The sequence below is a fragment of the Bradyrhizobium sp. Ken64 genome, assembly GCF_055807555.1.
Genome location: NZ_JBVVPA010000001.1, coordinates 526,387 through 539,651 on the forward strand (window position 1 = coordinate 526,387; position 13,265 = coordinate 539,651).

Below are 13,265 nucleotides of genomic sequence, written 5' to 3' on the forward strand. Positions count from 1 at the left end.
CCCTAGCAATCGTCACATCCCACCTGTATAAACCGGTAGCTTCTTCCGCAATTCGAAGGAGCTCATATGAACGACCTGCACACGTGGCTTTCGCAACAGCACCACGGCCTGCGGACTTTCCGGATCTTTCAGCAAAAGCTCGAGACGCTCGGTCGCGACGACCCCGAACAGCGCGGCCTGTGCCGTCTGTTGAGCGGTCTCGTCGGCAGCTATGTCGAGACGTTCGATGAGGCCCCGCTGCCCGTCGAAGTCGCTGACAGTGCCTATCATCGCCTGCTGACGCTGGTCGCAAGCCTCGACCTCGACGGCGACACCAGCCGGCGGCTTGCGGACATCAACCGGGTTGCGACCTGCGAACTCTGGCAGTGACGAGAGCGGGCGGCCGTACGGCTCGCATCCGCATTCCCGGACACTTCGCCAGGAGAGGGCCGCGTGCTTCCCGGTATGCCCTTCCGATGGGTTCGACTTCGCGGAGCCAGTCCCTATATCGTGCGGCAACGTATGTTAATGCAGCGAGCAACTTCGATGGCCAGGAGACGCGCGACGGAAACGGAAGCCGACGATCTCCCCCGCTATTTCGTCTGGGCGCGCGGTCTTGAGGGCCCCGAACCGCAGAAATGGATGGCGATGGATTTCGGCGTCGGTGACTGGAAGCGGCCGCTCGTCCTCGCCTATCTGGAACTGCCGGAGGGCGAGCGACACTTGCCGCTGTCGGCGCTGGCCCGGCGATATCCGCCGCCGCGGGGAGAGCCCTCCTAGCGCCGCCATCCGGTGAGAGGCCGCCCGCTGTTCTCTTGCCACAGGGCGCGGCCTTGACCGGTCGAATGAGCGAAGCGCCTACGCGGCCTTGCTCTTGCTTTTGGCTGAACGCACCGTTGCGAGTGCAGCGACGGCTTCGTCGCCGATCCGATCGGCATCGGGCAGCGCGTTGTCAGGCCCTTCCACGCGGTTGCGGCCATTCTGCTTGGCGCGATAGAGTGCATCGTCGGCGACACGCAACAGTTCGGTAAAATTGCCGCCTGCCTCCGGGAAGCTGGCGACGCCGGCCGAGATCGTGACACGCGGCAGATGCCCCTCGGCATAGCGGATGGTGAGAGCCTCGATTTTGCCGCGCAACGCTTCTGCGCGCGCCACCGCTTCGTCCATGTCCGTGTTCGGCAGCAAGACGACGAACTCCTCGCCGCCGAAGCGACATGGCACGGCATCGTCGGCAAAGAGAGTCCGTAATATCTCGCCGACATGACGCAGCACCGCGTCGCCGGCATCGTGGCCGTGATTGTCGTTGAAGCTTTTGAAGTGATCGACGTCGATGGTGAGGACGCTCAACGGGGTCTTGTGGCGCTCGGCACGCAGCAACTCCCGACGTGCCATCTCCAGCAAGTAACGGCGATTGTTCAGTCCCGTGAGCACATCGCGCACCGATTGGTCGCGCAAGCCCTCGCGCAGTTTCATGTTGGCGATGGCAATCGACAGATGTTCGGCGCAGGCATGCCCCAGCCGCGCCCGATCGGCAAAGCGCGCCTTGGCTTCCTCGGCCGTCTCCGACTGGTCGAACGTATATTCGAGGTGCAGCAGGCCGACAGTATCGCCATGGGCAACGATCGGAATGCAGCAATAGTTGTCGTTGACCCCGTCATGGACGTGATCGCAGTGAAACTCGATCTCGCTGGTGCCGTGCACATAGGCATGACCACGACGCAGGCTCCAGCAATCCTCGGGATGGATGCTCGCCGTGTGCGATTTGCCGTTCCACTCCGTCGCCACCTCCAGCACGTCCCGCGAACTGGCATAGATGAAGAGGCTGCCCTTGCATTCCGGCATCAGGCGGCCGAGCACCGATGAGATCATGTCGTAGAGCTCGGTTTCCGACTTGGCCGATTGCAGCCATTCGCTGAGCTCCGAGAGGGTGCGGGTGGCCGCGTTGAGGCGATCGTTCTCCACCAAGCTCTTCTTGAACACGGTCAGCGCGCGGGCCATCAGGCCCAGCTCGTTGCTGCGGTCGGCATACGGAATGTCGGCATCAAGATGCCCTTTCGCTATCAGCTCCATGCTGGAGGTGATGCGGTGGATGGGCGTGGAGACGTCGCGGATCACGAATATCAGCGTTGCAAGGCCGATCAGGACGGACACGCCGTTAACGGCCCAAAGGATCAGTGAATCGAACTTGCTCTCTGCGATCGCCTCGTCGATCGCAGCGTCGGCCTCCTGGTTGGCAAGCTTGATACCGTCGTTGATGAGGTCGACCACGCCCTGGAAGTGCGCCTCGGTCTCGACGTTCACGATTTCGGAGTAGCGTAGGCGGTCCTTTGCGAGTTCGGGATCGAGGATCAGCGCTTGGTACTTGCCATACTGCGTCCACTTGTTGGCGAACTGCTCAAAGATCAGCTTGAGCGCGCTGCCATCCTTCAGTGTCGCCTTGAGCGCCGCGATCCGCTGGTCGAGTGTCGCGATGCGGGCATTGAAGGCCCTCTCGACATCCGCGCGCTGCTCGGGGGTCGCGGTCAGAGCAATGCGGTAGGAGGCCGAGCGGACGCGGGCGACCAGGAGGTTGATCTCGCCCAACGCACGCAGCTTTGGCAGCCGATCGCGGCCGACCGCCTCGATCGTATCCTGGAGCGCGGTGAGCCGCATCTTGGTCATCGCCGAAACGCCGCCGAGAATCAGCAGGAGGAGAAAGACGGAGGTCAGCAGTGAGTTCTTGATCGAGACGCTCAGAGACTTCTCAGCCAATTTAAATGCCATGGTGCCAAACGCCTTCAATGAAAAATGCTGGCGGTGCGGGATCGCGAGACTTCACGCCCTGCCAGCGCATGGAACCTTGGCTCCAAATGTCGCCATTCGGTTAAGCCTTACGGCGCGGGTGTGTCGTCGCAATGCGCGGCTCGCAGGCATCAAGCGAACATTCGACCAGCAGAATCAAAGCGAAGCTTGCCTAATGGCAAACTGCGGGAGATTTGGCGGGCTGCTTGCGCATGTATCAGACTGGTTAGCGAGCTTCTGCCATGGCTGGTTAATGGAGAATGGCTGACGCAGCTCTTACCTCCTTGGGGGACAAGCGTTCTGCCCCATGATTATGGGTGTCGCGGCGTCCGCACCGCGGCTAAGCTTGGCTTTGCGCCGCGGGGGACACGGGGTGCAGGACGATGATCATGACCGAACAGGGCGAGACGGGTGAAGCCATCACCATCCTCCTCGTCGAGGACGACGCGCCGACCTGCTGGCGGCTCCACGACGCGCTGGTCAAGGCCGGCTACGAGGTCCGCAGCGCCGGCACGCTCGCAGAGGCCCGCGCCGGACTCGGCGAGCAGGCGCCGCGCGTGCTGCTCACCGATCTGCGGTTGCCCGACGGCCACGGCGTCGAGCTGATCCGCGAGACGAGGCAACGCTTTCCCGACACCGAGATCATGGTGATCTCGGCGCTCGGGGACGAAGAGAGTGTGATCTCCGCGATCACGGTCGGCGCCACCGGCTATCTCCTGAAGGATGCGTTCCCCACCGATATCGCCACCACCGTGCGCGATCTGGTCGCCGGTCATTCGCCGATCTCGGCCTCGATCGCCCGCTTCATCGTGCGCAGAACACAAGGTACCGCGCAGAATGCGGCCGAGCCTCCGCCGGGTCCCGCGCTCAACACCGCAAGGCTCACCCCACGCGAGATCGACATCCTCTGGGGCATCGCCAAAGGCTTCAGCTACGCCGAGATCGCGAGCCATCTCGGCCTGTCCCGGCAGACCGGCTCGGCCACATCAAGAACATCTATCGCAAGCTCGAGGTGCACACCCGCAGCGAAGCGGTGTTCGAAGCGGTGCAGCAGGGCCTGATCAAGCTGTGAGCGAGATCGCGGCGAAGGCACCGGTCAAACCCGCGCGGCGCCGGCTGCTGGTCTCGCGCCTCGTGCCCTATCTGCTGCTCCAGGCACTGATAGTGGTCGCGACCATCCTCGGGCTGCGGCTGCTCCAGCCCAGCGACCCCGACGACTTTGCCCTGAGCGAATTCTCGCTGCGCGAGGACGGCGTCGCGCGTCCCGTGACGCTCCCGCATTTCACGTCGTCACGCTACTCGATGGCCGACCCGCCGCTCTACACCGGCGCCTTCACGTTCCGCCGCGGCGATGGGACGACCGGATGGTCGGTATTCCTGCCGCGCTTCAGCAACGCGGTGGAGGTCGCAGTCAACGGCGTCGTCATCCTGGATTCCCGACGCGATGCCAACGCCAACCGGCCCGACCGCAACACCCCGCAGATCGCGTCGATCCCGTCCTCGCTGCTGCGCGAGGGCGCGAACGAGATCACGGTGCGGCTGTTGGTTTGGGGACCGCTCAAGGGCTTTCTGGACACCGTCTACGTCGGGCCGGATGCGGCCTTGCGGCCGGCCTTCGAGACACGCACGCTGATGTTCGTCACGTTGCCCGTGGTGTTCTCCGCCTGGCAATCGATCCTCGCCGTCATCCTGGCGATCATGTGGCTGATGCGCCGCCGCGAGCCGGTTTACGGCGTGCTGGCCGTGGCGATGGTCCTCGGCGTGGTGCAGGCCTTCGCGCCGCCACCGGTGCCCCCCGTCAACACGTCCCGGCTCGCCGCGGTGTTGCTCGCGTCCGCACCGATCGAGAGCGCCCTGGTCGTCGTCTTTGGCGTGCTGTTCTTCGGCTGGCGCTGGCCGCGTTACGGCATGCTGCTGTTCGCGCCGGGGCTTGTCGTGTTCATTGTCGGACTGATCGCCGGCCCGCCGCTGCCGCGCATTCTGTTTCTCCTGTTGGGGATTCCCACCGTTGGGCTCTGCCTGTTGCTGATGGCCTGCGTCACCGCCGCCGCGGTGGTGCGGCGGCAGGACGCGGCAAGCTTCACGCTCGGCTGCGCGGTGACCATCGTGCTGATCTGCTGGGTCCACGATATTCTGTCGGTGTTCGAGATCGTGACCGACGAGCGCATCTTCCTCTCGCGCCTGTCCTATTCGGCGATGCTGGTCGCGATCGGCGCCGGCTTGACCTGGCGGTTCGCGCGCGCGCTGAACCAGGTCGACAGCTTTGCCGACCAGCTCGTGACACGCGTACGCGAGGCAGAGGAGCGGCTGAAGGCGAGCTTTGCCCGCGAGGAGGAGCGTGCACGGGCAGCCGCGCTCGCCAATGAGCGCACGCGGCTGATGCGCGACCTGCATGACGGCCTCGGCGGCCAGCTCATCAGCATCGTGGCACTGTCCGAGCGCGGGCACGAGGGCGCGACCATCACCGACGCCGCCCGTGCGGCGCTGAAAGACCTCCGCCTCGTCATCGACTCCATGGACGACATCGGCGGCGACCTGATGCTTGCACTCGGCTCCTGGCGCGAGCGCACGACCGCGCAATTGCGACCGCACGACATCGCGCTCGACTGGAACGTGGCCACGCCGCAGGGGCTGCCGCTGCATCCCGAGCTCAGGCCATGGCATGTCATCCAGATCGTGCGCATCCTCGACGAGGCCGTGACCAATGCGGTCAAGCACGCAGAGGCCCGCCGCATCGCGGTCACCATCGAGACGGTCGACGAAGGTCAGGGACCTTACGGTGTGATCCAGGTCGCGGATGACGGCAAGGGCTTTGCGAACGGTTCTGCGCCGGTCGGCAGTGGCGGGGCCACCAACGCGAGCCAGACCGCGCGGGGCCTTCGCAACATGAGGAGCCGTGCCGCGCGCTGCGGGGCGATGCTCGATCTGAGCTCCAATTCCTCAGGCACGCGCGTGCGGCTGCAATTGCCGCAGATTTTCCCCGACAGCGGTGCCGCCGTTGGCTGAAAAGCCCCCTCTCCGAACGTATGGGGCGCGCGGAGAGAGGGACGGGCCGGATGATTTGCCTGCGGAAGACGGGGGGTTCGTCCGCAATGCTCCTTCGCCCGAACTCTTTCGTCTTTCTCAGCGCACGCCGACGCGATTGACCGGACCACCGCGATTCATCGGCGTGCCCGCGCGCACGCCGACACCGGGCGCACCGACCCCGGGTGTCGCGACCGCGACCGCGGCGGCCGGCGCAACCACCACTGCCGCTGTCGGCCGCACCACGCAGCCCTTGGGTATGCCGACCGTCTTGCAATAGACCACCGCCTGCGCCGGGCTCGTGCCCAGCGAAACCATCACCACGCCTGCCAGCGCCAAAATCGCCAGCCCGGCACTCAGCGCTCCCGCTCTTTTCGACATCTTGCTCTCCTGCTTCCCGTTCGGCGTCCCGATGCAATCACCGGGTCTCGCAGCCAACGTGCAGCCTGAATGACAAAAGACGGCGCGCTGATACATGCCATGAAAATGGGGGTACGGCGGCGGGGTGGACTCGCCGATGCCATGAACATGGCATGGACCTGCGCCCGGCGCTCGCGAGATGGTCCGGCCCGCTTGATCCCAGGCGGACCAACGACATCCCCAAGGAGGTGTTTATGAAGATTTCGATTCTTGCCGTGCTGCTGCTCGCCGCTACCGCCCAGACCGCCGCTGCGCAATCCGGTCCGACGCCGCAGGAGCAGATGACCTGCCGAAGCGACGCGAGCAAATTCTGCGCCGAACACATCGGCAAGCCACCGCAGATGAATGCCTGCCTGCGCGAGAACAAGTCGAAGCTTTCGGACGGCTGCCGCAAGGTCGTGGAGTCGCACGGCGGGTGAGTGGTCGCCGTCCACAGCACCGGCGCCAATGCCGTCAGGCCATAGACGTCGATGCGCCGGTTATAAGTCGGGCGAGCGCACGACGGCGAGGATGGACGCTAATCGTCATCGCCGAATAGCCTGATCTGCGGAAAGCCGCCGCGCGGCCCGCTCGGGACCTCGCGCGCATCGGCATCCTCACGGATGTTGCGCGCGACGTCGTCCCAATCGGTGCGGTCGCGCATCACACGCGGCTCGCGGGAATCGTAATGACGGCGCTCGGCCCAGCGCTCACGGCGCTCCGTCCGGCGCCGTTCAGACGTGGCGCGCTTGACGTCAGAATCCCTGGCCTTGGCATAGGCGTTGTCCGACGAGGATGACGGCTCTGTCGATGCTTGTCGCTCGGCAGGCTTTGCGACTTGCGGAGGCGACGCCGGTGGCGGTTTCGGGGGCTCCACCGCGGCCGCTCGCGAAGGCTGTTGCGCTGGCGGTGCGCTGGCCTGAGTGGTCTGCGTGTCGGCCTTCACCGCTTCGGACTTTGCCTCAGGCGTGGACTCGGCCTTGGCATCGGATTTGGCTTCGGCCTGCGCTGGCGCGGCGAGCATGGCGCCGAAGGCTTGCGAGCCGGTGAGATATTGCAGGCGCTCGGATGGCGCGTCCGTCGTGGCGGGCTTGGCGTCAGCGCGCTGCGCGATCTTGCTGGTATCAGGCCCCTGCTTGGGCGATACCGGATTCATGATATTGCCGGCGACAATGCCGCCGCCGAGACCAATGGCGATGGCTGCGACGATGGTTCCTGCACCGACGAAATAGGCTGTCGAGGCGCGCATTGGTCCACTCCCTCTTTGGAGCGGGCAACGCTTGTCGATTGCCTGATGTTCCCGATACAGGCGCAGTTCCGGGAGGAACTTGGTTCGGAAGGAACTTGCGCGTCAGATCTGCTGCGCGACCTTCTCGAGCCCGATGATGCGGGCGAGCTTGCGCACTTCCTCTTTCTGGTCGTCCCGCAGCTGGAACAGCAGCGGCATCGCGGCCGACTTCAGCTGCTGGACCTCGTCGCAATTGGGATCGATCGGCACGCCCTGCACGTGCGGATTGGACAGCTTGTTGGCCGATATCTTGCGGACAACGTTGCGCAGCGCGGTTTCGACCGAGGGCCAGTAATATTCCTGCGACGACGACAACTTCAGACGGTCCCTGATGCCCGCGATCTGCACGTCGGACAGCAGCGAATAGGATTTCTGCGGCTGCGGCTTGGCGACGACCTTCGGCTTGGCGGGGACTTCGACCGCGGGAATCTCTGCAGCGGCCGGAGCCTCGTTCACGCTCGCCTTGGGCATCGGGAAATCGGATGGCGTGGCGGCGGCAAACGCCTGGCGCAGCGGCTCGGTCAGCACGGGCATTTGCGAGAGCTTGTCGGCCGGAACCTGGACCGGGTCGATGGCGGCCGAGGCTAGCGCCAGCGTCGGAACCAGACGGTCGGCCTTGGCCGCCCGGTTGGTTGCAAGCGGCTTAGGCGGGGTCTGCGAGATCATCTCGGCGCTGACGCTGGGCACGCTGTCGCGGCCGAGAATGGCGGTGGTGGCGGCGCCGAGGACGAGGAAGCAGGTCAGCACGACGATGGTGATGGCTTTCGACAAACGTCTCTCCGCAACCGGCTTCAAGTCCACGTGATCACTGCCCGGAAACTGGGCGAAAATTAAGGCTTAACCGTGCCATCGCGGCGGCAATCGCGCGGACTGCGGCGACATTACCTGGAAAGCTCAACAAAATCAGGCCGCTAGCGCCAGATCGTAAGCGTCCTGGATGTCGGCCACGATCTCCGAGGCTTCCCAGACTCCACGCGGCTCGACCGATTGCAGCGCCACTGTCCAATTGCCGCCCCGGCGGGTGCGGGGGACGCTGACGATGTCGAAGCGCACGTTGCGGCACAGCGGATGGCGGGCCAGCGCATGGGCCACGCGAATGCGAATTTCGTCCAGCGAAGCCGCCGTCTTGGCGTTGAGAAAGTCGAAGTCCATCGCCTGTCCCTCTCGGTCCTGATTGGCGCCTGAGGGGGATTCTGGGTGATCGATGGTTAATCTGCCGTTAAGTGACGGCTTCTAAGGAGCGCTCGATTAACTGTGATGGAGGCGACGGGCGCTGTCAGTCTCCGCGTTTTTACGGGGAGAGGCGGCCACCCGCCTCTCGATACTCGGCGACCGTCCGCGCGACGAGATCGTTGACCTCCATCACTTCGGTCACACCCGATATCGAATGCCCGCCGCTCCAGATATCGCGCCAGCGCTTGGGGCGGCTCTCGCGCGCGTTGACGTCGATGTCCTTGCCGATGTCGATGGCACCGCGCGCCGGCAGATCGTCGGGGTCAAGACCGGCCGCGGCGATCGACGGTTTGAGCATGCTGGTCTGCAGGCCCGTGAACGCGGTGGTCAGCAAGATGTCGTCCGCGCTGCCGTCGACCAGCATTTGCTTGTGACGTTCATCCGCCATGCTCTCGCGCGTCGCGATGAACTTCGTGCCCATGTAGCCGAGATCGCAGCCGAGCACTTCGGCCGCGCGCAATGCGTGGCCGTCGCTGATGCCCCCCGCGAGCACGATGATGCCGTCGTAGAACGCGCGCACCGCGCGGACGAAGGCGAACGGGTTGAGCCAGCCGGTCTGCCCGCCCGCGCCCGCAGTAAGCAGCACGAGCCCGTCGGCACCTGCTTCCGCCGCGCGTTCGGCGTGGCGGATCGAGGCAACATCCGCAAGCACCAATGTGCCGGCGTCGTGCAGCGGCTTGAGCACCGGCGCGGGCGAGCCGACCGAGGTGATGACGATCTCCGGCCTGTGGTGCAGCAACACGGCGAGATCCTGCTCCAGCCGTGCATTGGAGCGGTGCACGATCAGATTTGGGCACAGCGGCGCGGCCTTGCGGCCGGTTTGATCTTCATTCAGCAGCAGCCGCGCTTCGATGTCGGTGAGCCATTCATCGAGTTGTTCGGTGCTGCGGCAATTCACGGTGGGGAAGCTGCCGATCACGCCGTTGCGGCAGGCCGCGACCATGAGCTCGACGCCCGACACCAGAAACATCGGCGCGGCAATCAGCGGCAGGGCGAGACGACCGTGGAAATGTTGCAGCCGGTCTGACGTCACGCATGCCTCCCTCGCGCGGGCTTAGTCGTTCCATCCCGCATGCCCTGTGCTAGCGTCGCGGTAAACATTGGCACGCCAGAAGCCGATGACAAAGCAGCGAGGAAACATATGTCCGATCCGCTCCATGCATCGTCCCCGACTTGCGCGCAGGCGCTGCGGGCGCTGTCGCGCTATCCGGGCCGAACCGCGTTCGCGTGGCCGGGCGGATCGCTGAGCTATCAGGGCACCACCGACCTGATCGGGCGCATCCAGGGCGTGTTCATGCGGCTTGGATTGCAGCCCGGCGCGCGGGTCGCTTTCCTCACGGCGAACCGCGCCGACACCTGGTGCGCCGGCGTCGCCGCGCAATTGTCGCGGCTCTGCGTCACCTGGCTGCATCCTTTGGGATCGCGGGGAGACCAGATGTTCCAGCTCGAGGATGCCGAGGCCGAGGTGCTGGTGGTCGATGCGGCCGCTTTCCGCGATCGCGGCGGCGAACTCGCCGCACAGGCGGGCTGGCTCAAGGCGGTCTTCACCATGGGACCGGCCGAGTATGGCGTCGACCTCTTGCAGGCGATCGAAATCGAAGGCCATGCCAGCGCGCATTGCCTCGCCGGCCCCGACGATCTCTCCACGCTGAATTACACAGGTGGCACGACCGGAAAATCGAAGGGCGCGTTGCGCTACCACCGCGAAAATGCCGGGGCCGCGGCCGCGATCCTTGCCGACTTCGAGATCCCCGATGGCGCGCGCTACCTCGCGGTAGCACCGATCAGCCATGTCGCCGGCACGAAGGTGCTGCCAACCTTGATGCGCGGTGGCACCGTACACATGCTGAAGGGTTTTGATCCCGAGGCGGTGCTGGCGACGATCGCGCGCGAGCGCATCAACTTCACGCTGTTCGTGCCGACCATGATCTATGTTCTGCTCGATCATCCCGCATTGAGCAGGACCGATCTCTCCTCGCTCGAGCTGGTGCTCTACGGCGCCTCCGCGATGTCGCCGAGCCGCCTGATCGAGGGCATCGAGCGCATCGGGCCGGTGTTCTCGCAGCTCTACGGCCAGACCGAATGCTATCCAATCTCGGTGCTGCGCAAGGCGGATCACGATCCCAACAGGCCGGAGCTGTTCCTGTCATGCGGTTTCCCGATCGCGGCGTGCGAGGTCAAGATCCTCGACGACAACGATCAGGAGGTGAACACGGGCGAAGCCGGTGAGATCTGCGTGCGCGCACCGCACGCAATGGCGGAGTACTGGAAGCGGCCGGACATCACCGCCGAGACGCTGAAGAACGGCTGGGTGCACACTGGCGACATCGCTCGCAAGGACGATCGCGGCTACATGTTCATTCTTGACCGCAAGAAGGACATGATCGTCTCCGGCGGCTTCAACATCTTTCCGCGCGAGGTCGAGGACGTGCTGTCGCAGCATGCGGACGTAGCCATGGTCGCGGTCGTCGGCATCCCCGACGAGAAATGGGGCGAAGCCGTCACCGCCGTCGTCGTGCCGCGTGAGGGCGCTAAGCCCGATGCCGATGAGCTGATCAACATGGTGAGGACGCGAAAGGGCTCGGCTCACGCGCCCAAGCAGATCAAGTTCGTCAGGCACTTGCCGATGACCGGCGTCGGCAAGGTCGACAAGAAAGTGCTGCGCGCGGAATTCTGGAGCGGGCGGGACCGTATGGTGGGGTAGTTCCTGCCCGGGACGGCACGCAGTCTCACGCCGCCCCTCACCGCTTCTCGATCACCAGGCTCTGCACGGCGCGGCCGAAATAGCCCTGCCGGTCGGCGAGCCGCGACATCGCAAGCCCAGCGCCATCGGGACCGATCCAGGAATCACCGTCGAGCAGGATCCATTCGCCGACCGGCTGGCGCGCAAAGCTCACTGTGAGGTCAGCGTTGATGTAGGTCCAGGCGCGGAAATCGAGCGACGAGGCGGTGCCGTTGGAAAAATCGGCCGCGACCACGGCGCGCATCGCCTGCGAGAGCGGTTCGCCTGCGATCAGGGGATGGTCGACGCGAAACCAGATCGCGCCGGCGCCGGCTTGCCCGAAGCGGCCGCGCGCGGCGCGCATCGACACCGATCGCACGAACGGGCTAGTGGCGGCATGACCGTCCTCGAGCAGCGAGTCCTCCGGCGAAGGCAGCGTAACCGGCAATGGCTTGATGTCCTCGGGCAGCGTCAGCGCCTGGCGCTTGATCTTGAGCACGGTGGCGCCGACCACCTGTACGCCGTCGGCGAGCAGCTTGACCCCGCAGAGCTGGATCTTGCGGCCCTCGCGCAAGATCTCGGTCGCGATCGTGAGTGGTGCCACCGGCACCGGGCGCATCAGGTCGATGGTGACGCGCGCGATGTCCATTGCAACTGGCGTCGGAATGCGCTCAGCCGCCCACGTCACCAGCGAGGCCGGCGCCGAACCGTGCTGCATACGCCGGTCCCACGGCCCCGCGGCCTCCGGGCTGGTGACGACGCTGTCGCCGTCGACGCGGTAGATGGGGGTCATCGTTTCTCCGTGGTGCATGTGCGGAGTTCAGCACGACTAAGCTCACAGCGGCGGATCGACCGCCTCGTCGTATTCCTTCTTGAAGCGCGCGATCATTTCGGCGGCGGGCACGATGCCGTCGATGCTGCCGACGCCCTGGCCCGAACCCCAGATTTCCTTCCAGGCCTTTGGCTTGGCGCGCTCGCCGGAGGCGTCGGTGCCGAAGTTCATCTTCGAGGGATCGGAGGTCGGCAGGTTCTCCGGATCCATACCGGCGGCGAGAATCGACGGCTTCAGATAGTTGCCGTGCACGCCGGTGAACAGGTTGGAATAGACGATGTCGTCGGCCGTCGCGCCCGCGATCATCTCCTTGTACTTCTCGACCGCATTGGCTTCCTTGGTGGCGATGAAGGCCGAGCCGATATAGGCAAAGTCGGCGCCGAGAATGCGCGCGGCGCGGATCGCCTTGCCGTTGCCGATCGCGCCCGACAGTGCGATCGGACCGTCGAACCATTTTCGTGTTTCGGCGACGAACGCCAACGGCGAGATCGTGCCGGCATGGCCGCCGGCGCCGGCCGCGACCAGGATCAGGCCGTCGGCGCCCTTCTCGATCGCCTTGTGCGCGAATTTCTGGTTGATCACATCGTGGAAGACGATGCCGCCCCAGCCGTGCACGGCCTGGTTCAGCTCCTCGCGTGCGCCGAGCGAGGAGATGATCATCGGCACCTTGTACTTGGCGCAAAGCTGCATGTCGTGATCGAGCCGGTTGTTCGACTTGTGCACGATCTGGTTGACCGCGAATGGCGCCGACGGCTTGTCCGGATGCGCGCGGTCATAGGCCGCGAGCTCTTCGGTGATCCGCGCCAGCCACTCGTCGAGCAGCTCCGGCGGCCGCGCGTTCAGCGACGGAAACGAGCCGACCACGCCCGCCTTGCACTGTGCGATCACGAGATCGGGCACCGAGATGATGAAGAGCGGCGAACCGATCACCGGGATCGACAGGCGTCCCCTAAACAAGGCAGGCATGGACATTGCGAGACGATCCTCTGTTGGCGGTCACATCGACG

At 65.1% G+C, this 13,265-nt stretch carries 13 protein-coding genes and 1 pseudogene; 6 read left to right on the forward strand and 8 right to left on the reverse strand.

Annotated elements, in window-relative coordinates; all coding sequences use genetic code 11:
* The first annotated feature begins 66 nt into the window (after positions 1 to 66).
* On the forward strand, positions 67 to 369 hold the full coding sequence (locus tag AC0L2F_RS02580; RefSeq protein WP_473247370.1) for a hypothetical protein: 303 nt from the start codon (positions 67 to 69) through the stop codon (positions 367 to 369).
* A gap of 156 nt (positions 370 to 525) precedes the next feature.
* Positions 526 to 759: a hypothetical protein gene (locus tag AC0L2F_RS02585; protein WP_473247371.1), complete on the forward strand. Its 234-nt coding sequence runs from the start codon at positions 526 to 528 to the stop codon at positions 757 to 759.
* A gap of 78 nt (positions 760 to 837) precedes the next feature.
* Here AC0L2F_RS02585 and AC0L2F_RS02590 read toward each other — a convergent pair whose 3' ends face one another.
* Positions 838 to 2,742 carry a diguanylate cyclase gene (locus AC0L2F_RS02590; protein ID WP_473247372.1) on the reverse strand — a complete coding sequence of 635 codons (1,905 nt, stop codon included), beginning with the start codon at positions 2,740 to 2,742 and terminating at the stop codon, positions 838 to 840.
* 407 nt (positions 2,743 to 3,149) lie between these two features.
* On the opposite strand from AC0L2F_RS02590, the pseudogene AC0L2F_RS02595 reads away from it, so the two are divergent.
* Positions 3,150 to 3,832 (forward strand): annotated as a pseudogene (locus tag AC0L2F_RS02595) (response regulator).
* Positions 3,829 to 5,766, forward strand: coding sequence for a sensor histidine kinase (locus AC0L2F_RS02600; RefSeq protein WP_063994125.1), 1,938 nt, complete (start codon positions 3,829 to 3,831; stop codon positions 5,764 to 5,766). The pseudogene AC0L2F_RS02595 and the gene AC0L2F_RS02600 overlap by 4 nt, the downstream one beginning before the upstream one ends.
* Before the next feature lie 117 nt (positions 5,767 to 5,883).
* On the opposite strand, the gene AC0L2F_RS02605 is transcribed toward AC0L2F_RS02600, so the two are convergent.
* Positions 5,884 to 6,165, reverse strand: a complete 282-nt coding sequence (locus tag AC0L2F_RS02605) for a hypothetical protein (protein ID WP_007615357.1) — start codon at positions 6,163 to 6,165, stop codon at positions 5,884 to 5,886.
* Positions 6,166 to 6,317: 152 nt separating this feature from the next.
* On the opposite strand from AC0L2F_RS02605, the gene AC0L2F_RS02610 reads away from it, so the two are divergent.
* On the forward strand, positions 6,318 to 6,623 hold the full coding sequence (locus AC0L2F_RS02610) for a cysteine rich repeat-containing protein (RefSeq protein ID WP_231170997.1): 306 nt from the start codon (positions 6,318 to 6,320) through the stop codon (positions 6,621 to 6,623).
* Between the two features lie 98 nt (positions 6,624 to 6,721).
* Here AC0L2F_RS02610 and AC0L2F_RS02615 read toward each other — a convergent pair whose 3' ends face one another.
* The 4 genes from AC0L2F_RS02615 to AC0L2F_RS02630 form a co-directional block, all read right to left on the reverse strand.
* On the reverse strand, positions 6,722 to 7,432 hold the full coding sequence (locus tag AC0L2F_RS02615; protein WP_473247373.1) for a hypothetical protein: 711 nt from the start codon (positions 7,430 to 7,432) through the stop codon (positions 6,722 to 6,724).
* Between the two features lie 102 nt (positions 7,433 to 7,534).
* Positions 7,535 to 8,242 carry a hypothetical protein gene (locus AC0L2F_RS02620; protein ID WP_007615364.1) on the reverse strand — a complete coding sequence of 236 codons (708 nt, stop codon included), beginning with the start codon at positions 8,240 to 8,242 and terminating at the stop codon, positions 7,535 to 7,537.
* 132 nt (positions 8,243 to 8,374) lie between these two features.
* Positions 8,375 to 8,623: a hypothetical protein gene (locus AC0L2F_RS02625; RefSeq protein ID WP_007615367.1), complete on the reverse strand. Its 249-nt coding sequence runs from the start codon at positions 8,621 to 8,623 to the stop codon at positions 8,375 to 8,377.
* A gap of 139 nt (positions 8,624 to 8,762) precedes the next feature.
* A complete protein-coding gene (locus AC0L2F_RS02630) occupies positions 8,763 to 9,737 on the reverse strand; it encodes an NAD(P)H-dependent flavin oxidoreductase (RefSeq protein ID WP_473247374.1) in 975 nt (324 codons plus the stop codon).
* 108 nt (positions 9,738 to 9,845) lie between these two features.
* On the opposite strand from AC0L2F_RS02630, the gene AC0L2F_RS02635 reads away from it, so the two are divergent.
* Positions 9,846 to 11,408: an AMP-binding protein gene (locus AC0L2F_RS02635; RefSeq protein WP_007615375.1), complete on the forward strand. Its 1,563-nt coding sequence runs from the start codon at positions 9,846 to 9,848 to the stop codon at positions 11,406 to 11,408.
* A 37-nt stretch (positions 11,409 to 11,445) separates the two neighbouring features.
* Here the strand turns inward: AC0L2F_RS02635 and AC0L2F_RS02640 are convergent, their stop codons facing one another.
* Positions 11,446 to 12,219, reverse strand: coding sequence for a thioesterase family protein (locus AC0L2F_RS02640; protein WP_473247375.1), 774 nt, complete (start codon positions 12,217 to 12,219; stop codon positions 11,446 to 11,448).
* Positions 12,220 to 12,261: 42 nt separating this feature from the next.
* Complete coding sequence (locus AC0L2F_RS02645; protein ID WP_007615379.1) at positions 12,262 to 13,230, reverse strand: NAD(P)H-dependent flavin oxidoreductase; 969 nt, start codon at positions 13,228 to 13,230, stop codon at positions 12,262 to 12,264.
* Positions 13,231 to 13,265: the final 35 nt, after the last annotated feature.